The organism is Streptomyces sp. NPDC031340, assembly GCF_055569945.1.
In genome coordinates this window covers 14,280-34,273 of the sequence record NZ_JBVIIE010000037.1, presented here as the reverse complement: position 1 = coordinate 34,273, position 19,994 = coordinate 14,280, and the positions used below count along the sequence as shown (strand labels likewise).

At 71.2% G+C, this 19,994-nt stretch carries 18 protein-coding genes; 15 read left to right on the top strand and 3 right to left on the bottom strand.

Going from position 1 to position 19,994, the window contains the following annotated elements; all coding sequences use genetic code 11:
- Positions 1-30: 30 nt before the first annotated feature.
- Positions 31-1,395 (bottom strand): eCIS core domain-containing protein, encoded by a 1,365-nt coding sequence (locus ACZ5GT_RS26595; protein ID WP_469031255.1) that lies wholly within the window; start codon positions 1,393-1,395, stop codon positions 31-33.
- A gap of 245 nt (positions 1,396-1,640) precedes the next feature.
- On the opposite strand from ACZ5GT_RS26595, the gene ACZ5GT_RS26590 reads away from it, so the two are divergent.
- From ACZ5GT_RS26590 to ACZ5GT_RS26530, 13 genes are all read left to right on the top strand, one after another.
- Positions 1,641-3,197 (top strand): phage tail sheath family protein, encoded by a 1,557-nt coding sequence (locus ACZ5GT_RS26590; RefSeq protein ID WP_469031254.1) that lies wholly within the window; start codon positions 1,641-1,643, stop codon positions 3,195-3,197.
- A gap of 35 nt (positions 3,198-3,232) precedes the next feature.
- Positions 3,233-3,673 carry a phage tail protein gene (locus tag ACZ5GT_RS26585; RefSeq protein ID WP_469031251.1) on the top strand — a complete coding sequence of 147 codons (441 nt, stop codon included), beginning with the start codon at positions 3,233-3,235 and terminating at the stop codon, positions 3,671-3,673.
- Positions 3,670-4,164 carry a hypothetical protein gene (locus ACZ5GT_RS26580; protein ID WP_469031247.1) on the top strand — a complete coding sequence of 165 codons (495 nt, stop codon included), beginning with the start codon at positions 3,670-3,672 and terminating at the stop codon, positions 4,162-4,164. Before ACZ5GT_RS26585 ends, ACZ5GT_RS26580 begins: the two co-directional genes overlap by 4 nt.
- Positions 4,161-4,319 (top strand): DUF6760 family protein, encoded by a 159-nt coding sequence (locus tag ACZ5GT_RS26575; RefSeq protein WP_324786165.1) that lies wholly within the window; start codon positions 4,161-4,163, stop codon positions 4,317-4,319. The genes ACZ5GT_RS26580 and ACZ5GT_RS26575 overlap by 4 nt, the downstream gene beginning before the upstream one ends.
- 1,492 nt (positions 4,320-5,811) lie before the next feature.
- Positions 5,812-7,350, top strand: a complete 1,539-nt coding sequence (locus tag ACZ5GT_RS26570; RefSeq protein ID WP_469031244.1) for a hypothetical protein — start codon at positions 5,812-5,814, stop codon at positions 7,348-7,350.
- A 119-nt stretch (positions 7,351-7,469) separates the two neighbouring features.
- A complete protein-coding gene (locus ACZ5GT_RS26565) occupies positions 7,470-7,895 on the top strand; it encodes a phage tail protein (protein ID WP_398280382.1) in 426 nt (141 codons plus the stop codon).
- A gap of 62 nt (positions 7,896-7,957) precedes the next feature.
- A complete protein-coding gene (locus ACZ5GT_RS26560) occupies positions 7,958-8,677 on the top strand; it encodes a CIS tube protein (RefSeq protein WP_469031237.1) in 720 nt (239 codons plus the stop codon).
- Positions 8,674-10,500, top strand: a complete 1,827-nt coding sequence (locus tag ACZ5GT_RS26555) for a VgrG-related protein (RefSeq protein WP_469031233.1) — start codon at positions 8,674-8,676, stop codon at positions 10,498-10,500. Before ACZ5GT_RS26560 ends, ACZ5GT_RS26555 begins: the two co-directional genes overlap by 4 nt.
- 45 nt (positions 10,501-10,545) lie before the next feature.
- The gene (locus ACZ5GT_RS26550) at positions 10,546-10,863 is read left to right on the top strand and encodes a PAAR domain-containing protein (protein ID WP_469031231.1); all 318 of its coding nucleotides are present in this window, start codon (positions 10,546-10,548) and stop codon (positions 10,861-10,863) included.
- The gene (locus tag ACZ5GT_RS26545; RefSeq protein WP_324786173.1) at positions 10,863-11,285 is read left to right on the top strand and encodes a GPW/gp25 family protein; all 423 of its coding nucleotides are present in this window, start codon (positions 10,863-10,865) and stop codon (positions 11,283-11,285) included. Before ACZ5GT_RS26550 ends, ACZ5GT_RS26545 begins: the two co-directional genes overlap by 1 nt.
- Positions 11,285-13,246, top strand: a complete 1,962-nt coding sequence (locus tag ACZ5GT_RS26540; RefSeq protein ID WP_469031227.1) for a putative baseplate assembly protein — start codon at positions 11,285-11,287, stop codon at positions 13,244-13,246. Before ACZ5GT_RS26545 ends, ACZ5GT_RS26540 begins: the two co-directional genes overlap by 1 nt.
- Complete coding sequence (locus tag ACZ5GT_RS26535) at positions 13,243-13,830, top strand: phage tail protein (protein WP_469031224.1); 588 nt, start codon at positions 13,243-13,245, stop codon at positions 13,828-13,830. Before ACZ5GT_RS26540 ends, ACZ5GT_RS26535 begins: the two co-directional genes overlap by 4 nt.
- A gap of 544 nt (positions 13,831-14,374) precedes the next feature.
- Complete coding sequence (locus ACZ5GT_RS26530) at positions 14,375-15,139, top strand: NADase-type glycan-binding domain-containing protein (protein ID WP_469031221.1); 765 nt, start codon at positions 14,375-14,377, stop codon at positions 15,137-15,139.
- Positions 15,140-15,240: 101 nt separating this feature from the next.
- Here ACZ5GT_RS26530 and ACZ5GT_RS26525 read toward each other — a convergent pair whose 3' ends face one another.
- Both ACZ5GT_RS26525 and ACZ5GT_RS26520 read right to left on the bottom strand, forming a co-directional pair.
- Positions 15,241-15,429: a DUF397 domain-containing protein gene (locus tag ACZ5GT_RS26525; RefSeq protein WP_469031219.1), complete on the bottom strand. Its 189-nt coding sequence runs from the start codon at positions 15,427-15,429 to the stop codon at positions 15,241-15,243.
- Positions 15,426-16,298 carry a helix-turn-helix domain-containing protein gene (locus ACZ5GT_RS26520; RefSeq protein ID WP_469031215.1) on the bottom strand — a complete coding sequence of 291 codons (873 nt, stop codon included), beginning with the start codon at positions 16,296-16,298 and terminating at the stop codon, positions 15,426-15,428. The genes ACZ5GT_RS26525 and ACZ5GT_RS26520 overlap by 4 nt, the downstream gene beginning before the upstream one ends.
- A 757-nt stretch (positions 16,299-17,055) precedes the next feature.
- Between ACZ5GT_RS26520 and ACZ5GT_RS26515 the strand changes: the two genes are divergently transcribed.
- Both ACZ5GT_RS26515 and ACZ5GT_RS26510 read left to right on the top strand, forming a co-directional pair.
- Positions 17,056-18,324, top strand: coding sequence for a restriction endonuclease (locus ACZ5GT_RS26515; RefSeq protein WP_469031212.1), 1,269 nt, complete (start codon positions 17,056-17,058; stop codon positions 18,322-18,324).
- A gap of 232 nt (positions 18,325-18,556) precedes the next feature.
- Positions 18,557-19,993, top strand: coding sequence for a DNA phosphorothioation-associated putative methyltransferase (locus ACZ5GT_RS26510; RefSeq protein ID WP_469031208.1), 1,437 nt, complete (start codon positions 18,557-18,559; stop codon positions 19,991-19,993).
- The last annotated feature ends 1 nt before the right edge of the window (position 19,994 follow it).

Here is a 19,994-nt window from a genome sequence, read left to right as displayed (position 1 = left end):
GGCCTCACAGGACGAGGCCTGATCACGGCCTCACGGAACGTTGGGGTTGGCCGGCTGCTCCTGGCCCGCCGGCACGCGCGGCCCCCTTCCGCGCTTGACGATGACCACCGTCCTCATGGTGACACCGGGATAGTTCGGGCCGTAGTAGGCGCCCGTCCAGTAATCGTGGAACGAGTTCACCGTGCCGATCGTGTAGGTCATGGGATCCGGGGTCGTCTGCCCGCTGCCCGCGAAAGCCTCCATGGTCACCGTGTCCGTTCCGTCCAGTCCCACGACCGCGGCCGCGTGGTACTGCGACATGACCAGGTCTCCCGGATCCATCGCGATCATCAGGTAGGACTGTCCGACCTCCGGACTGGCATGGCGATCCGTCGCCCCGTCGAAAGCGCCCGCCCGCTCACGGTTCAGCTCGTCCGACGTACCGAAGGGCTTGAGCCCGGCACCCGTGCGCACGCTGCTGTTCAGGGAACCGTCCTTCAGCTCTCCCGCGGCGTCGTGCATGATCTCTTCCGCTGTGTGGAGGCAGTCGTCCAGGATCTGCCTGGCGAGCTGGTGCTCCTGGTAGTTCCCGGTGCCGAAGAGGTCCTGCGGCGGTGTGCTGGTCGCGCGCAACGCCGGGGAGACGGCGTCCTGCGGGGTGCCGACCCGTACCCAGACCGAGGTGGCGTCGGCGCTCGCGACCGCGAACAGCCCGCCCGCCGAAACCTTCATGGCCACCTGGTTCTGGGTGGCCTGCTCCGTCCAGCGCTGCACCGTCCGCCGCTGGACCCGCTCGGCCGACGGTGCGGACCGCTCCGCATCCCGGGTCGCCGGCGCGGCGCCGCTCAGGACGCGGCGCGCGTTGCTCTCCGCCTCCCGCTCGAAGCGGTCGGAAGGGTCGGAGATCCTCAGCCCCGCACCGTTGTCGGTACCGGCCACCGGCCCCTGGCGCTGCTGGACGACATGGGTGAGCTCATGGGCGAGGGTGTGCCGGTCACCGCCCCCGTCGCCGATCACGACATGGCTTCCGGAGGTGTAGGCGCGGGCCCCGATGGTGCGGGCCGAGCGGGCGGCGGCGGCACCGGTGTGCAGGCGTACGTCGGAGAAGTCGGTCCCGAACCGCGACTCCATCTCCTGGCGCACCGGCGCGGCAAGCGGTTGGCCGGCCGAGCGCAGAACCTCGTTCACCCTGCCGGAGTCCGGCTGCTCCGGGGCGGGCGTGGTGCCTGCGCGGCGAGCGATCATGCCGGTCGCCGCGGCGTTGCCCGCTCCGCGCTGTGCCGCGCGGAGCGCGGCGGCGGTGAGCGGGGGCGGCACGGCGGCGCCGGCCGAGGGCGTCTCCCGCCGGGCGGAGGCCGGGCCACGCGCCGGCTGCCGGGGCTCGGCCTGCTCGCTCTGCGCCCTGGACGTCCGCATCCGCTGCCTCCTCGTCGGCGCACCCCTGCTGCGGCCCCCAGTGGACCGTGCGGCGCGACGCCTCCGCCAGGCCCACGCGGGCACCGGCAGGGCAGAGACGGGTGACGCCCGGACGGCCCGCGGGGGTACGGAAGGCAGCGGTCCTGCCCCCGTCCAGGTCCGCAGGCCCCTGCCGCCTCGGCGGACCCCGGCGCAGACTCGGCCTGGACACAGGTGACCGACCCGCAGGACGCGAAGGAGCGAGCATGCCGACGTACCTCACCCCGGGCGTGTACGTGGAGGAGGTGCAGTCCGGTGCCCGACCGATCGAAGGGGTCGGCACCGCCGTCGCCGCGTTCGTCGGGTTCGCCGAGAGCGGCCCGTTCCACACGCCGACGCTGGTCAGCAGCTGGGACCAGTACACCCAACTCTTCGGCGGCTTCACCGAGGGCGCCTACCTGCCCCTCTCCGTCTACGGCTACTTCACCAACGGCGGCGGCGCCGCCTACATCGTGCGGATCGGCGGCCGGGCCGACGACACCTCCGCCCCGGCGGCGGACGGCGGACGGCGCGCGGACCGGGCGGCGGAGCCGGTGGCCCTCGGCGGCTTCCTGGTCGCCGCCCGGCCGGGCGTCACCGGGGTGACGGTCGAGGTCGCCGACCCGGACGGCGAGAACCCGCCGGAGGACCGCTTCAAGCTCCTGGTCCGCCAGGGCGACCAGGTGGCGGAGACGTACGAGGCCTCCACCCGCAAGAACGTCAAGGGATACCTGGTCACCCAGGCCCGTGCCTCCAAGCTGATCCAGGTCACCGAGCAGCAGGGCGCCGCGCAGAGCAGGCCCGCCGCCCAGACCCAGGCGGTGCCCGACGCCCCGGCCGCGCCCGCCGCGAACGGCTCGGGCGAGGTCGCCCGCCTCGACGCGGCCGAGTACGTCGGCGACGCCGCCGCCCGCACCGGGTTCGGCGGCCTGGAGACCATCGACGAGATCACCATGGTCGCGGTGCCCGACCTGATGAGCGCCTACCAGCGCGGCGACATCGACGCCGAGGGCGTGCGCACCGTGCAGCTCGCGGTGATCTCGCACTGCGAGCAGATGGGCGACCGCGTCGCCGTCCTGGACACCCCGCCCGGCCTGGGCGCCCAGCAGGTGCGCGCCTGGCGCAACGACGAGGCCGGCTACGACTCCCGGTACGCGACCCTCTACTACCCCTGGGTGCGCGTCTTCGACCCGGCCGCCGGACGCAACACCACCGTCCCGCCGAGCGGTCACATCGCCGGCGTCTGGGCGCGCAGCGACGCCGAGCGCGGTGTGCACAAGGCGCCCGCCAACGAGGTGATCCGCGGCGCGGTGGACCTCGAAGTCCGGCTCAGCAAGGGCGAACAGGACCTGCTGAACCCGATCGGCGTCAACTGCGTACGGGCCTTCCCCGGCCGCGGCATCCGCGTCTGGGGCGCCCGCACCCTCGCCTCCGACCCGGCCTGGCGCTACCTCAATGTGCGCCGCCTCTTCAACTACCTCGAAGAGTCGATCCTGTTGGGCACCCAGTGGGTGGTCTTCGAACCGAACGACGACCGGCTGTGGTCCAGCATCCGGCGCAACGTCACCGCGTTCCTCACCGAGGAGTGGCGCCGGGGCGCGCTGTTCGGCCGTACCGCCGACGAGGCGTTCTACGTGAAGTGCGACCGCGACAACAACCCGCAGGAGTCCATCGACCAGGGCCGCGTCGTCTGCGAGATCGGCGTCTCGCCGGTCAAGCCCGCGGAGTTCGTGGTGTTCCGCCTGGCCCAGTTCTCCGACAGCACCAGCCTCATCGACGAGTGACCCGCGGGTTCAGCAAGGGAAGGTGACAGACAGTCATGGCAGAGGGCGATGCTCTTTCCACCCACGTCTTCGGCGTGCAACTGGGCGGCTACCGGGTCGAGTCGATCCAGGAGATCAGCGGACTGACCGTCGAGGAAGACGTCGTAGAGGTCAAGCAGGTCAGCGACCGGGGCATGCAGATCATCCGCAAGCAGCCCGGCGCCCGGCAGGCCGGCGAGGTGACGATCACCCGGGGACTCGACAAGAGCAGCGAGTTCACCAAGTGGATCAAGGAGACCCTGAACAAGGGAGCCGTGTCCTCCGCACGGCAGAACCTCACCATCGAGATCATGGACTCCGAAATGAACACGGTCCGCCGCATCCAGCTGATGCAGGGCTGGGTGTCCCGGTGGGAGGGCCCGTCGCTGAAGGCGGGGGAGTCGTCTCCGGCCACCGAGTCCGTGACGATCGTGTTCGAGGAGATCACCGTCGAATGAGGCGTCGTACGGTCACGGCGGGCAACCTGGACGAGATCCTCGCGATGACGGCGCCCGCCCAGCCCGCGGAGCAGGCGGCGGAGACCCCCGCCGCCGCCCCGCCGCCACGGGAGGACCACGGGCTGCGCGACGAGTTCGAGTTCGAACTGCCGCGCGGCTACGTGGACGAGGCGGGCACGGTGCACCGGCAGGGCGCGATGCGCCTGGCCACCGCCCGTGACGAGCTGCGTCCGCAGATCGACCTGCGGGTCAAGGAGAACCCGGCCTACCTGAGCGTGGTCCTGCTGGGCCAGGTGATCACCCGGCTCGGCACCATCACCGACGTGCACGCCGGGATCGTGGAGCGGATGTACGCCACCGACGTCGCCTTCCTCCAGGACTTCTACCGCCGGATCAACAGCGAGGGCCACACCCGTGCCGCGGTGACCTGCCCGCACTGCGAGGGCGGCTTCGAGGTCGACCTCTCGGGTGGGCGCCTGGGGGAATCGTGACGTACGCCCTTCCCCGGCTCCGGGAGGAGGTCGCGTACATCGCCTATCACTTCCACTGGCCGCGTGAGGAGATCCTCGACCTGACCCACGACGAGCGGCGGCAGTGGGTGGCCGAGATCGCCCGTATCAACACCCGTGTGAACGAAGGCGGTTGAGGACATGGCATGGCGGGACTGGCTGCGCCGCCGGGCCACCGGGCACGACCCGTCCGGCGCGCGACCGCGTCGTCGGAGCGTGCCGGGTGACGCGGATACCTCCGTGTCCGGCGGTCAGGGTTCCTCGGGGGCGCCGGGCGATCCGGGTTCGTGGGTGCCGGGCGGCGTGGGTTCCTCCGTGCCTGGCGGTCCTTCCGCGTTCCGCGACGCGGGTTCCTCCGCGCCGGGTGGCGCGGGTCTTTCGGTGCCCGGCGACTGGGACGGGGGATGGCGCCGCACCGCCGCGCCGGAACTCACCGTGTCCCGCGCCCCGCTCGGTGTCAGCGACGGCCTCGCCTTCCGCGCGGGCCTGGCCTCCTGGCAGAACCCCTCCTTCGACAGCGGCCTCGGTCACGCGGTGCTCCCGGCCGCTCCGGCCGGCCTGGTACGCGGTGTCACCCACCCGGCGGCTCCCCGGCCCACCTACGCCGCCGGCGGGCCACTGCTGCTCAGGGCGCTGCGGCCGGAGGGGGCGGACGACTCGGGTGAGGGGGCCCCGGAATCCGGGAGCCCGGACGGGCGGACGGCCGCCCCGACAACGCCGGTTGCCCGCCGGATGGGCTCGGCTGACCGGAAGGCCAGTCCGACGGAGGTCGGCTCGGCGGAGGTCGGCTCGCGCTCGTCCTCCGTCGTACGGCCCTCCGGTGGCGGCTCCGATGACAACAGCGCTCCGGGTGAGGGGCGTTCGCGTCACGACGCTCCCCGGACCCGTGGCCTCACGCCCTCGGACTCCCCGGCCGTGCTCTCCCCGCCGGTTCCCGTGGCCCGACGGGCCGCACGGCCGGGCGCCGGCCCGGTCGTGTTCCCCGCCGACACCGGCAGCCGGCCGGCCGCCTCCACGACTCCACTCGTCCGACGTGTGGCGGTGGTTCCGCCCACGGTCGCCAACGGGGCCGCCGACGGGTCTGCGAGCCGGGCCGCCGGCGCGTCCGGGCCGGACTCCGGCCGTGGCTCCCGGGCGTCGGCCGGTTCCGGGGCGCGTACGCCTGCGGCCCCGGCCGTCCAACGCGCCACCGACGGAGCGACGGCAACCCGACCCGCCCGCTCCGGCGGCGAGGCATCCCGCCCCGCCGTCCAGCGTGCCGCGACGGAGGCGACCGGGCCCGAGCCCGCTCGCCAGGGCGGGCGGTCGGAGGCGTCCCGTGCCTCCGGCCCGGCCGAGGGCCGACCGGCAGTTGCAGTCCGGATCGGCCCGTCGGGGCCCCGACTGACCGTCGCCCGTCGCCCGTCCGGACCCGTGCGCCGTGTCGCCGCGGTGCGCCCCTCCACGACCGCGGCGCCCGACACCGCCACCACTCCTGCCGTCTCCAGTACGGCGGCACCGCCTCGTACGAGCGCGGGCTCCACCGCCCCCGTACAGCGCACCGCCACACCCGCGGGCAGCCGCCCGCCCCTCGGCGCCCCACTGAACGAACTGCCCGCCACGGCAATGCCGTTGCCGCAGGACGCCACCGTGACCAGTGCCGCAACCGGTGCCGCGACCACGTCCGGCCCGACGCTGCCCGTCGTCCAGCGCCAGGCCGACACCCCGGGGCCGGACGACAGCGGTACGGGCGGCGCCAAGGGAACGATCCCCGCGCCCCCGGCTGACGCCCCCCGTCGGACCTCCGCCCCCGGCGACACCGGCGCACGCGCCCGCGGCGGCCTGGGCGCGCCCCTGTCCGCGCTGCCGCCGAGCGCCGAGCTGCCCGGTGCGGCGGCCACGTCCGGTGCCCGCGCCTCCCGTACGGCGTCCGGCCCGGACGTCCAGCGCGCTCCGGTACGGCAGGACCAAGACTCCGCGACCGCTCCGGTGGCGCCGCCCGCCGGTGCCGCACCCCGCGCGCCGGGCGCGGAAGCCCCGCTGCTGGGGGCGGCCGATGTCCAACGCCGCCGCACGGACGACTCCTCCACGGTGAGCACCACACAGGCAGCTCCCGCGGAGCGCGCGCACGGGACCGCCACGCCGCTGGTGACACCGCCCCCGGCCGCCGCAGCCGACCGCCCGGCACCGGCCGCCGCAGCCGACCGTCCGGCACCGGCGGGCGCGCCGGCCACGGCCTCCGCTGCCCCGGGCTCCGGCAGGCAACGGTCTCAGGGCCCCGCCGTCCCGGCCCCGGTGGTCGTGGCCAGGGCCGTGGCCCCAGGCACCAGCGGTGCCCGGCCCACCGGCCCGGCAGGCCCGTACCCGCTCACCGTGACCCGCTCCACCGCACACTCCGCCATGGCCGAGCCCCGCGCCCTGGCGCTGCTAGCCGCCCGCCCGCTCACCCTGAGCACCCGGACCCCGGAAGGAGCGGCATCGCCCGCCGCCGCCCGCTCCGGTGGCCGTCCCGTGGTCGCGGCGCGCTGGCCCGCCGCACCGACTGCCTCCCCGGCCGACACCACGCCGCCCACCGCGCCGGCCGCCGGGGACTCCGCGCGCCCGGCGCCCCACCCGTCCGCCCCCACCCCCGCGCCGGCGCAGCCGCACGTCCAGCGGGCCACGACCGCGCACCTCGGGCCACAGGGCAAGCCCCCCGCAGCTCCCGTTCAGCGCGTCCCGGTGGTCCGTCCCGCGCAGTTCCGCCCGGCGACCACCGCCGTACCGCCGAAGTCCCTGCCGGTGACCGCCCCGCAGGCGCCGCCGCTCCCGGACCGCCCGTCGGCCGCCCCGGCACCGGCGGCGGCCGTCCCCGTGGTCCGGCCACGGACCGTCGCGCCGGGCCCCAGGCCGATCACAGGGCCGACGACCGCCGTTCAGCGCGACACCACCGGCACGGGCGGTGCCGACCTGCTCAAGGGCGTACCGGGCGTACAGGTCAAGGAGGTACCGGCACGCGGCCGGTCGCAGCCGTCGGCCGGGTCCGCCACGGCTTCGGCCGCCCGCCGCCCCGGGACCCCTCAGGACGACCCCGGCCCCGACCTCGACGACCTGGCGCGCCGCCTGCTCGACCCCGTGTCGCGGCTGCTGCGCACCGAACTGCGGCGCGGCCGCGAACGCACCGGCCGCCCCTACGACGGACGCCGCTGAGGCCACGCGACGGGCGACGACCCCCTGACCGACAAGTGACCGACTGAGTGAACTGACCGAACTGGCCGAACTGACCGCCTGACCGACTGAACGACGACCGACGGACGAGTGACGGACGCATGACCGACAGCATCTTCGCGACGAGCGTGTTCTTCCGGCTCGCGATCGGCGGCAACGACCTGGGCGCCTTCCACACCTGCTCCGGCATGGGCGCCGAGGTCGAGATGGAGACGTACGCCGAAGGCGGCAACAACGGCTTCACCTGGCAGCTGCCCGGCCGCGTGACCTGGACCAACATCACGCTCACCCGGCCCGTCACCGCCGACACGGCGAAGATCGCCCGCTGGCTCGACGAGACGCTGAAGCGGGTGGAACCCAAGGACGGCGAGATCGCGGCACTGAGACCGGACCTGACCCGGATCATCAGCTGGCAGGTGCTCGGGATCGTCCCGGTGCGCTGGCAGGGCCCGTCCTTCGACCCCGCCGACTCCCGGGCGGCGGTGGAGACCCTGGAGATCGCCCACCAGGGCCTGCGCCCGTCCTGAACCGCTCTCCCTCACCCACCCGTTCACCGGCACACGTCCGTTCCCCGGAAGGAGGTCCCGCCGTGTCCCCAGCCCGCACCAGCCGAACCAGGGCCCAGCTGACCCTGAAGGAGCCCCCGGCCTCCGTCGGCGCCAAACCCGGCGGGACGATCGCCCGGCTGAACCTGCAGTTCAACCCCTCCACCCTGCAACTGCACAAGACCACCGAATGGCGGCGGTCCCCCTCGCGGATGGCCGGGCAGTCGGCGCTGCCCGAGTTCGTCGGCAGCGGCCCGCGCCGGCTCAGCCTCGAGGTGTTCCTGGACGCCACCGCCACCCACGACAACTCCGTGGAGCTGGCGGTGGAGAAGCTGATGAAGGCATGCGTGCCGACCCCGGCGAGCCTGGGCCGCAAGAAGCCGGCCAGCCCGTGGGTCCGGTTCGAGTGGGGCACGGCGCGGACGACGTCGTTCGACGGCGTGCTCTCCAGCCTGTCGGTGACGTACACGCTGTTCGACGTGGACGGAAAGCCGCTGCGGGCCACCTGCGCGCTGTCCATCGAGGAGGCGAGCGTCGACGCGCCGGGCCAGAACCCGACGTCCGGCGCGCGCACCGGGCGCAGCACACACACCCTCGTGGCGGGCGACAGCCTGGCGCTGCTGGCCTGGCGGGAGTACGGCGACGCGACGGCCTGGCGGGTCATCGCGGAGGCGAACGACATCGACGACCCGATGGCTCTCGTGCCCGGCACCGAACTGGTGGTGCCGGGGCTGCGCGACACGGGCGCTGAGGAGGACCAGTGACCACACCCGAGGCGCGCGGCGGCCGGTCGTTCGCGGCGGACCCCGTCGTGGAGGCGCCCGGCGAACTCCCGCAGATCTGGGCCGCCCAGCTGGTGAGCTGCGTGGTGGACGAGAACGTCGGCCTGCCGGACTCCGCGGTGCTCACCTTCCGCGACCCCGACCACGAGTTCCTTCAGGCGACCGGCATCACCATCGGCACCCCACTGAAGGTGTCGGTGGTGACCGTGTCAGGGCAGGTGCGCGAGCGGCTGTTCAGCGGCGAGGTGACCGCCCTGGAGCTGGACCGGGACCGCACCGGCTCCTTCACGGTCGTGCGCGCCTACTCCAAGGCGCACCGCCTCCAGCGGGGCCGCAAGGTGGTGGCGTACCGCGACATGACGGCGGCGGCGATCGTCCGCAAGGTGGCCGCCGGGGCCGGGCTGGCCTGCGGCAGAGTCGAAGCCGCGCCGGTCACCTACCGGCAGCTGTCGCAGGCGAACGTGTCCGACTGGGACTTCCTGCAGTTCCTGGCGGGGGAGAACGGCGCTCAGGTGCGCGTCGACGACCAGGGTCTGCTGCAGTTCACCAGGCCGCAGAAGGCGTCCGGCGCGCCCGCGCCGTCGACCCCGGCCACCCGGAACCCCATGGTGCTGGAGTACGGGCGCAACCTGCTGGCGCTGCGGGCCTCACTGTCGGCCGCGGACGGCGCGTCCCAGGTGGAGGTGCGCGGCTGGGACGTCACCACGAAGCGCCCGCTGGTGGCCCGGAAGGCGTCGGTGACCAGCGGCACGGTGGTGCCGGGACTGAGCCCGACGGCGGGCGCCTCCCGGTTCGGCAGGTCGACGAAACTGACCGTCACGGACACCCCGTACCGCACCCAGGCCGAGACGAAGGCGGTCGCCGACGCCGCTGCCGCCCAAGTCAGCTCTGGATTCGCCGAATTGGAGGCGGAGGCCGAGGGCAACCCCAAGCTGCGGGCGGGCAGGCCCGTAGCGCTCGGCAACGTCGGGCAGGACTTCTCCGGCCGGTACACCGCGAGCGCGGTGCGGCACGTCATCGAACCGCACGGCGGGTACCGGACCACGGTGTGGGTCAGCGCCAGCCCGGACCGCTCCCTGACCGGCCTGGTGACCGGGGCGAACGCGCCGAGCCGCGGCCCGCGCATCCCCGGTCTGGCGATCGGCGTGGTGACGGACGTACGCGAACCGGGCGGCGCCCAGAACGGCGCCGTACGACTCAAGTTCCCCTGGCTGGACGACAGTTACGTCACCGACTGGGTGCGTACCGTGCAGTGGGGCGGCAAGGGCGGCGGAGGCGTGGTCAGCCCCGAGGTCAACGACGAGGTCCTGGTCGGCTTCGAACAGGGCCTGCTGGACAGCCCGTACGTCATCGGCGGCCTCTACAACGGCGTGGACAAGCCCTCGCCGCACGACGTCCCGCTCATCGACAGGACGACCGGGAAGGTCAACCGCCGCTCCTTCGTGTCGCGTTCGGGACACCGGGTGGAACTGCTGGACGCCGCCGCACCGGGCCCGTCCGGACTGAGACTCGTGACCGGCGATGAACGCCTGGAAGTACGCCTCGACGACCGGCGGGACCGGATCGAGCTGACGGTGAACGCCGGGCGGGGCAGGCCCCTCACCTCCGTCGTGCTCGACAGCACCGGCATCACCCTGGACGCGCGGCAGGGCAACGTGACCGTCAAGGGCCGGCAGGTGGACCTGGAGGCCACGGCCGCGGTCCGGATCGACGGCGCCTCGGTGAAGGTCACGGGCAGGACGGACGTCACCATCGACGGCGGCCTGCTGGGCGTCCTCAAGGCCAAACTGCTCCGCATCAACTGAGGCGAGCCCGAATCCGTAACCGACGAAGGACGAAAGGAGCACCGCATGCCGGCCGCAGCCCGTTCCGGTGACCCCACCAACCACGGCGGCGTGATCGCCACGCCGCCGCCCGGCGCTGCCGCGGCGGTCGCGAGCGTGCTCATCGGCGGCCGTCCCGCCGCCGTCGTGGGCAGCCTGCACACCTGCGCGATGCCCCCGCACCTGGCCCTCGGACCGGGCAACGTGATCATGCCCGACCCGGCCGCCCTCGCCACGGGCCAGGTCCTCATCGGCGGGCTGCCGGCCGCCCGGATGCGCGACAAGACCACCTGCGGCGCGATGATCTCGGCCGGCGACCCGACCGTGCTGATCGGGGGCGTGTGATGAGCGAACGGTTCATCGGCCGCGGCTGGGGCTTCCCGATGCGGGTCGGGCCGACCGGTGGGATCGGCATGGTCGAGCGGGAGCGGGAGATCGAGGAGGCGATCCGCCTGGTCCTGGGCACCGCGCCCGGCGAACGCCCGATGCGCCCCGAGTTCGGGTGCGGCATCCACGACTACGTCTTCGCGCCCGGCGACGGCGCCACCGCCGGACGTATCGCGCAACAGGTGCGCGAGGCCCTGGAACGCTGGGAGCCGCGCATCGCCGTGGACGACGTGGTGGTCGCCTACGACGCCGTCGAGGACGGCACCCTCTACATCGACGTGCACTACACCCTGCGATCCACCAACGACCGGCGCAACCTGGTCTTTCCCTTCTACACGATCCCCTCCGAGGAGGGGGCCGAGGAACGGGGCGCCGGCTGATGACCCTGCCCTCCCCCAACCTGGACGACCGGCGGTTCCAGCAACTCGTCGACGAGGCGAAGCGGTACGTGCAGCAGCGCGCCCCGGAGTGGACCGACCACAATGTCTCCGACCCGGGCGTCACCCTCATCGAGACGTTCGCCTACCTCGTGGACCAGCTGCTGTACCGGCTGAACCGGGTCCCGGACAAGAACTACACCGCGTTCCTCGACCTGCTCGGCATCCGCCTGTTCCCGCCGTCCGCGGCGGTGGCCGAGGTCGACTTCTGGCTGTCGGCGCCGCAGCCCGACACGGTGACGCTTCCCGCGGGCACCGAGGTGACCACGGCGGGCGGCGAGAGCGACGAGGCTGTGGTGTTCACCACCACCGACGAACTGCGCATCATCCCATCCGAGTTGACCCGCCTGGTGACCGCGCCCCGCACGGGCGACCAGACCGACCGGACCGGGGAACTGGCCGAGGGCCGCCACATACCCGTCTTCCAGGCGGCACCCCAGCCCGGCGACGCGCTGCTGTTCGGCCTCCCTGCGGCGGTGCCGCGCTGCGTGGTCGCGGTGCGCCTGGACAGCCGCGTCGAGGGCATCGGCGTGGACCCCCGCCAGCCCCCGCTGGTGTGGGAGGCGTGGGACGGCGGCGGCTGGCAGGCATGCGAGACCGGCGAGGACACCACCGGCGGCCTGAACCGGCCCGGCGAGGTCGTCGTGTACGTACCGCCCGGACACACGGCGTCGGTGATCGGCGGGACCCGGGCCGGCTGGCTGCGCTGCCGCGTCACCGAGGCGGAGCCGGGCCAGCCGTTCTACTCGGAGTCCCCGACGGTGCGCGAGGCGTCGGTGTTCACCGTGGGCGGCACCATGTCCGTCGAACACGCCGAGACCGAGACCGACGTACCGCTCGGCACCTCCGAGGGGGTCCCGGGCCAGACGTTCCGCCTCGGCCGCCCGCCCGTCCTCCTCGACGGCGAACCGCCCGTGGTGGAGGTGTCCTCCGCCGAAGGCTGGCGGCGCTGGGACGTGGTGGAACACTTCGGCCGCTCCGGCCCCACTGCCCACCACGTCCAAGTCAACCCCACCACCGCCGAGTTCACCTTCCCCCCGGCGCTGCGCGAACCGGACGGCACCCTGCGCCAGTGCGGCGCCGTACCGCCCAAGGGCGCCCGGATACGGGTGGCCCGCTACCGCACCGGCGGCGGCCCGGCCGGCAACGTCGCCCGCGGCGCGATCTCCGTACTGCGCAGCTCCGTCCCGTATGTGGCGCGGGTCGTCAACCGGGAGGCGGCACGCGGCGGCGTCGCCGGTGAGACCGTCTCCAACGCCAAGCTGCGGGCGCCGGACGCCCTGCGCATACAGGAACGCGCGGTCACCGCCGAGGACTACGAGATCATCAGCCGCCAGGCCGCCCCCTCGGTACGCCGGGTCCGCTGCCTGCCCGCCGCCGACGGTCCGGGCGCGGTGCGGGTCCTGGTGGTGCCGGACGCGGTCGCCGACGAGGGCGACGACCGCCTCCGCTTCGAGCAGCTCATCCCCTCCGACCAGGTGCTCCGGGCGATCACCGCGAGCCTCGACGAACGCCGCCTGATCGGCACCCGCCTTGTCGTCGAGCCGCCGGTCTACCAGGGCGTCACCGTGGTCGCCAGGCTCGCGGCGGCCCCGGCCGACACCGACCGCGTCCGCGACGCGGCACTCGCCGCACTGTTCCGCCACCTCAACCCGCTGGTCGGCGGCCCCGACGGCACCGGCTGGCCCTTCGGACGACCGGTCCAGTACGGCGACGTCTTCGGCGTCATCCAACGCGCCACCGGCAACGCCCTGGTGGAGGAGATCCGGCTGTTCCCCGCCGACCCGATCACCGGGCGACGCGGCGCACCGACGGACCGCATCGACGTGGCGCCGGGCGCGCTGGTCTTCTCGCACCAGCACCAGGTGGTCGTCACGGCCGTGGAGCCGGAGGCACGCGGATGAGCCGCGCCGCGATCCCCGGCCTGCCGAGCCGGTACCCGATCGGCGAGCAACTCCCCGCCCTCTACGCCGACGACGACTTCGCGCAACGCTTCACCGCCGGCCTCGACACCGTCCTCGCCCCGGCCTTCGCCACCCTCGACAACCTGCCCGCCTACCTCGACCCCCGGCTGACCCCGCCCGACTTCCTCGCCTGGCTCGCGTCCTGGGTCGGCGCAGCACACGACCCCCGCTGGCCGCTGCAACGCCGCCGCGAGGCAGTGCTCCGAGCCGTGGAACTCCACCGCTGGCGCGGCACCAGACGCGGCCTGACCGAAGCCCTCCGACTCACCCTCGGCCTCCACGCCGAGGTCACCGGAGACGGCGCCGCCGTGTGGTCCAACACCCCCGGCACCGACCTCCCCCCGGAACCTCCCGCCGAAATCCTGGTCCGCGTGTGGCCGGCCGCCGAGGCGCGCCCGGACCCGGCCCGCATCCGCGAGGTCGTCAACACCATGTGCCCGGTACACACCACCTGCCGCCTGGAAATCCTCCCCGGCCCACCCACCGCCGATCCCACCGACGACCCCACCGACGAAGGAAGGTGACGCCATGCGCGCCTGCCCCGCGTGCGGGGCGTCCAACGCCCCCACAGACGACTTCTGCGGCAACTGCGGCACATACTTGGGCTGGTCGACCAGCACGCCCCCTCCCAGCACGTCAGCTCCGGACCCGGCGTCTCCGGAAACGTCGCCGGAGCCACCGACACCAACCACAGCCCCGGAGCCGCCCACCCCCGGCACGCCCTCCCCACCGTCGGCTCCGGAGCCGACGTCCCCCGCTCCCGGCCACGGCCCGTCCCTGCGTACGCGACTGACGGGCCGCGATCGCGGCGAGGCGCGGAGGACGCCGCCGGTACCTGCCGCGGACCCACGCTCCGGGGACAGTGACAGCGGGACCGGGGACTCCGTGCCCGCCTCCGTCCAGGACGCGACGACGAGCCCCGCCCCCCGCCCGCCTGCCACTGACGACAGGCCTTCCCACACCGCCGATGCCCCCCGCACCGACGAGGCCGCCCCAACCCCCGAGCCGCCGACTCCCGCGCCCATCCGCCCCGTTGAACCCGTCCAGCCCGTCGATCCCATCCAGGCCGTGCGCCCCGCGAAGCCGGTGGCTCCCCGCCCCGTCGTACGCCCCGTGGAAGTGCCCGACGAGGTGGCAGGCGTGCCCTGCCCCTCCTGCGGTACACCCAACCCACCGGACCGCCGTTTCTGCCGCCGTTGTGCGGCCCCGCTGACCCCCGCCGCGCAGCCCGAACAGCTGCCCTGGTGGCGGACCGTCTGGCCGTTCCGCCGCAAGACAAGGGCGAGTTCGGGCCGGGCTGTTCGCTTCCTGGTCATCACGGCAGTCGTCGTGCCGCTGTGCGCCGGCGGTCTCCTCCTGCTCCCCGCCGGACGCGCGCTGTTCCAGGACACCCGGGACAAACTGGGCAAGGCCCAGCCCATCACCCCGGTGGACATCAAGGCGAGCGCCGAGTCCCCCCGGCACCCGGCGAAGAACACCACGGACGGGCTGACCAACAGCTACTGGGGCGCACCTGCGCCGGGCGCCTCGGTGACGTACACCTTCCGCAAGCCATTCCGCTTGGTGGACCTGATCATCACCAACGGCCCATCCGCGGAACCGGAGGCGTACGCCCGCGAGGCACGCGCACTCCAGATGGACCTGGAGGTGACGACGCAGGACGGCGAGAAGCAGCACAAGCAACTCACCCTCAGCGACAAACCCGGCCCCCAGACCATCCCCACCGGCATCAGCGACGTGAAGACGGTAAGCCTGACCTTGCGCTCACCCGCAGGCCTGACACAGGGCCGTCAACTGGCCCTGGCGGAGATCGAGTTCTTCCAAAGAAGCTGATCCCTTCCCCTGCACAGGGCAAGTGGATGCCGCCGACCCGGTGAGTGACAGCGCCCCGCGCCGGAAGGGTCCGGCGCGGGGCGCTGCTGTTTGCGTGCGGATCAGCCCTGAGCGGCGTAGGTGACGAAGTCGTCCCACGCGGTGGGGGAGAGGGCGAGCTCGGGGCTCCGCTGATCCTTGGAGTCCCGGACGTGGACGGCCCGGCTGCCCTTCGCCACCTCGACGCAGGCGTCACCGTCGGAACCGCTGTAGCTGCTCTTGAACCAAGCCCGTTCGTCGATGCTGCTCATAGCGCTCCTCGAAGTCGCTTCAGCAGGCCCCTGGAATCCTCGGAGTTGAGAGCCTGTGAGCGCAGTTTCGCATACCGCTGGAGCATGATGCTGACCTCCTTCGGATACGAGACGAGCATGCCGCCACGCTGCCCCTCCGCGTAGCCGAACCACTTGTTGTCCTGCGCTTCGAGGAGCATCAACGGACCGTCGAATCCAGCATGATCGGGCTGATATCTCGGCATGACTTGCAACTCGACGTTGAACTGCAGCGACCGCTCCAGCAGATGGTTGAGCCACTCCCGCATCACGTCAGGGCCGCCCGTACCGCGCTCGACAAGTGCCTGCTCGATGATGAAGCTGAACGCGATCGGCGGCTTGCGCTCGAACAGTTGCTGGCGTTCCAACCGGGCCGCGACCTGTTCGGCCACCCGCTCCTCGTCCTTCACGGGCGGCACGCTTTCGGTCACCGCGCGCGCATACCGTTCGGTCTGGAGCAGCCCGGGAATCACCCGGCACTCGTAGGTCCACAAGGTCACCGCCTGCGTCTCCAAGCGTGCCCACTGCCGGAACCAACTCGCCAGCCCCGCCTGCCGCGACAGATGCGGCGCGGCCCTCCGCAGCGCCCCCGTGTTGCCGAGAGCCTTTTCCGCGCGCTCCACGAAGTCGCGGTCCGGCATCCGCCGGCCCTGCTCGATCGAGGCGACCGTGTGCTTCGAGAAGCCGACCAGGTCCGCGAACTCCTCGCGGCTCAGGCCCACGTGCTCCCGTAAGGCATGGAGGAAGGCGCCGAAGGTGCGCAGACTGTCCGACGTGCCCGGCTCGGTGCAGACTCCCGCTCCCCGTGTCGTCGTTTCCGCAACGCCGTCGTCCGTGTTGCCGTAGGCCACCGTCGGCCACCTCCCGCGCACCAGCCTCGCCGTACCGCTTCTGACTCGGCTCCATCGTCACCCCGGGTGATGAGTACCGTCCACTCACCGTGCGCGTACGCTGACCGAGCGTACGTAGATCAGGGTTGGTGAACGACCACGAGGCGCCCTCTTCCTGGGCGAATGGCACACCGGTCGGCCAGGCGACCTGTCAAGCAATTGTTACCGTACGTGTGTTCACTCAGTGGTCCGGCTCCGCCCCACCCCGCGCGGTGCCCGCCTCGCGCGCCAGCTCAGCTGTTTTCCCAGAGGTCGGCGAGGTGTAGGGCTACCTGGGGCGTGCCCGCCAGCAGTACCGGCGAGTCGAAGGAGAACATCAGGACGGTCGTCACTGTCTTCGCTGCAACAGGCTCCGGAGGCCAGGTGAAGACAACGATGTACGTCAGAGCAACCTCCAGGCGCCATCGAGGCCATTGCGTCTACATATAGGGCGCGGCTGACGATTTCGCCGACGGACCCCTCCTGAGGTGTTCCCTGGCCAGCCGGCGAAGCGGAGGGCGTCTGTTTCAGCGGTGTCTGAGCTGGTCAGGGGGATGGGTAGGTCTCGATAGCCACTGCCCGTCCGCCGCCTGTCCGATGGGTGCGGGGCCAAATGCCCTGGCGCCACGATGGGTTGTCAGACCTCAGTGTCATGCTTGCTCCTGATACTCGCCTCGCTTCATGCGTTGGCCGCACCGACAACACGCGCACAATCTGACAGAAGGTACGCAAACCTCTGATGGACTCCGCCTTTACGGTTCTCGCCACTCCTGGACAGCTCACCGCTCGCAAGGTCTACGAAGTCCTCCGTGACCACAGTGGGGGCCCTCTGGAGTTTGACCGCATTCTCACGGAATTGGGTGACGAACAGATTGCCGGCAGCACGCTTGCGCAAGAGCAGCTGCTTGAAGCGTTGTTGAGGGATGACAGATTGCGTTCGGCGCGAGGGTATCGACAGCGCTTTTCGATGTCCGGGAGGTCTATTCGCCTCCGCCCTCCCGGCAACCGGGCTGAGCTGGCCATTGAACAAGAAAATGGGCAAGTTAAGGAGCAGCTGCTGAAGCAGTTGCGGGAAGTTCCTCCAGAGGTTTTCGAGCACATCGTAGCCGATTTGTTCACTGCGATGAAATACGAAGACGTAAAGGTCACTAGAAGATCTAAGGATGGTGGCGTTGACGTCCGAGCCACTCTCGTTGCAGGCGGCGTTATGACAGTACCTACAGCTATTCAGGTGAAGCGCTGGTCGAAACCGGTAACAGTAAAGGAGGTCAGAGAGCTCAGAGGCACGCTGAGGGCTGGTACGCAAGGGATCATTGTGACCACTGGAGGGTACACTAAAGATGCTCCCAAGGAGGCCCTGGATGATGCTCTCACTCCAATTCACCTGATCGATGGCCGGTTGTTGACTGATTTGCTAACTGAGCATGGTATTGGCGTCCAGGCGTCGCGTCTTTCCCTCCTTTCTCTCGACTTGGAGGCCTTGGCAACTATTACAGGCAAGGCTGGTAGCCCCCTTCAAGGAAGCTCCTCCCGACCGCCTCAAACTGCTCAGCCGCGCTACTACATCGAGAAGATGCCATCGGATCGAGGCAAGGATCTCTTGGGCTGCATCGTTTCTATGACCGACCTTGCCGACGGTCAGCCGAGTTGGGATGACTACGTCGTCAAATTCCAAGAGCGGTTCCCTACGATTACGCGCTCCGATGAGGCGCGTCGACGGTCCCGTGTCCTGGTCTCCCTGGGGCTAGTGGATGTTGAAAATGACCACATGAACTTGACCCTGGCTGGTCGGAAATTGCTAGAAAACCCTGATTCAAACTTCCTCCTCGAGCTGTTCCTAAGTCGTATCGTGGGTGCCCGGGAAATCGAAGAACTATCCAGGTCCCTCACAAGGGCGGATCTACGCAAAAAACTCCAGGATGGATCTCTGGCGGGGCTTACACTTACTCAAGCGACACTGGTCGAGAAGTGGCTCAGTCACATAAAGCGGCCTGCCGCATCCCGATAGCACGCGTGGTAGCAGACGCGGCGGCGGCGAGTGTCAGGTGCCGCACCCCTCGCGTGTGCTCATAGCCGGGCTACGTTTACCGTCGCAAGGACTGGCCAGGGCGCGCGACAACCGTCCACTGCCAGACAGCCGCCTGCTGGCGCTTTGGGGGCAACTTTGTCGTTGCGTAGGTGTGCCGGTCCCATGTCTTCTATCCTGCTGATGGTGTCGTACCTGGACGCAGGTGTCTGTTATGCAGCAAATCTGGGGTAGCGAGCGTCGCCGGACGGCGATTGGGCGGATGGCGCTGTCGGTGCCCGCCCGTCAGGCGCTGGCGGACCGCCAGTTGGTACCTGAGCGAACGATCCTCGACTACGGCTGTGGCCGTGGTGACGATGTCAGAGCATTGCAGCAACTGGACTGCCAGGTGGCGGGGTGGGATCCGTATTACCGCCCTGGCACGCAACTGGCTGCCAGCGACGTTGTGTTGCTGACCTACGTGTTGAACGTGATCGAGGATCCGCTAGAGCGTCGGCAGACTTTGAAGCAGGCGTGGGAGCTGACCTCGACGCTGCTGGTTGTCTCAGCCCGGCTGACCTGGGAGAAGTCAAAAGTCCAAGGTGAGCAGTTCGGTGACGGTCTACTGACGAGTCGGCAGACGTTCCAGCATCTATATGCCGCGAGTGAGCTTCGGGCGTACGTGGAGCAGGTGACCGGCGCGCGGGTGGTAGCGGCCGCGCCCGGAGTCGTCTACGCGTTTCGGGATGAGGGCGCCCGTCTGAGCTACCTGGCGCAGCGGGTGATCCCGGATGCCGAGTGGCTTGCTTCCGAGGACACTGCCTCAGCGGTGAGTGCGGTGGTGGACTTCTTCGAGCGCAGGGGACGTCCGCCGCGCATTGAGGAGATGCCGCGGACCGTTGCGGAGCTGTTGGCTCACCTGCGGCCCGGCGACGTCAAGCGCCTGGTGCGGGATGGTGCTGATCCTGAACGGGCCACTGCGGGGGCTAAGCGATCGACGTTGAACACACTGCTCTACCTGGCGGTGGAGCTGTTCAACGGTCGTGGGCCGTTCGGGAGTCTGCCAGTGGGCTTGCAACAGGACGTGCGCACGTTCTTCAGTTCCTACAAGGAGGCGTGTCAGCGGGCTGACCGACTGTTGTTGAAGCTCCGCGACGACGGCTATGTGCGCAATGCCATGAATGCCTCCGTTGCCGGCAAGGTGACACCGACGGCGCTGTATGTGCATCGACGCGCGCTGGAGCGGATCCCGACGGTATTGCGCTTGTACGAGCACTGCGCATCGATCGCCGCAGGCCGCCCGGAGCAGTGGACCGTGGCCAAGCTCAAGCACCAAGGGCGAGCGGTCTCGTGGCTGGACTACCCAGACTTTGACAAAGACCCGCATCCGCGGATCCGGTCCTCCTACATGGTGGATCTGCAGACGCTTGAGGCGTCCCATCTCTCATACGAGAGCTCGGTCAACCGGCCGCTGCTGCACCGCAAGCACGAGTTTCTGGCACCGGATGATCCGGACGTGCCGCGATACCGCCGGTTGACCGAGTCTGAGATGCGGGTGGGGTTGTATGAACGGCCGCATCTGATCGGGACCGAGAACGGCTGGGAGGCCGAGCTCGTCAGGTGCGGCCGGCAGCTACGCGGGCACCGGCTGGTGCGTCGCTCAGAGGCGTAGG

Excerpts from the sequence above, each read along its gene's own strand:
- ACZ5GT_RS26540 (WP_469031227.1), top strand. The coding sequence starts at position 11,285 with ATGACCCTGCCCTCCCCCAACCTGGACGACCGGCGGTTCCAGCAACTC.
- ACZ5GT_RS26565 (WP_398280382.1), top strand. The coding sequence starts at position 7,470 with ATGACCGACAGCATCTTCGCGACGAGCGTGTTCTTCCGGCTCGCGATC.
- ACZ5GT_RS26595 (WP_469031255.1), bottom strand. The coding sequence starts at position 1,395 with ATGCGGACGTCCAGGGCGCAGAGCGAGCAGGCCGAGCCCCGGCAGCCG.
- ACZ5GT_RS26585 (WP_469031251.1), top strand. The coding sequence starts at position 3,233 with ATGGCAGAGGGCGATGCTCTTTCCACCCACGTCTTCGGCGTGCAACTG.
- ACZ5GT_RS26535 (WP_469031224.1), top strand. The coding sequence starts at position 13,243 with ATGAGCCGCGCCGCGATCCCCGGCCTGCCGAGCCGGTACCCGATCGGC.
- ACZ5GT_RS26590 (WP_469031254.1), top strand. The coding sequence starts at position 1,641 with ATGCCGACGTACCTCACCCCGGGCGTGTACGTGGAGGAGGTGCAGTCC.
- ACZ5GT_RS26515 (WP_469031212.1), top strand. The coding sequence starts at position 17,056 with ATGGACTCCGCCTTTACGGTTCTCGCCACTCCTGGACAGCTCACCGCT.
- ACZ5GT_RS26550 (WP_469031231.1), top strand. The coding sequence starts at position 10,546 with ATGCCGGCCGCAGCCCGTTCCGGTGACCCCACCAACCACGGCGGCGTG.
- ACZ5GT_RS26545 (WP_324786173.1), top strand. The coding sequence starts at position 10,863 with ATGAGCGAACGGTTCATCGGCCGCGGCTGGGGCTTCCCGATGCGGGTC.
- ACZ5GT_RS26525 (WP_469031219.1), bottom strand. The coding sequence starts at position 15,429 with ATGAGCAGCATCGACGAACGGGCTTGGTTCAAGAGCAGCTACAGCGGT.
- ACZ5GT_RS26580 (WP_469031247.1), top strand. The coding sequence starts at position 3,670 with ATGAGGCGTCGTACGGTCACGGCGGGCAACCTGGACGAGATCCTCGCG.
- ACZ5GT_RS26510 (WP_469031208.1), top strand. The coding sequence starts at position 18,557 with ATGCAGCAAATCTGGGGTAGCGAGCGTCGCCGGACGGCGATTGGGCGG.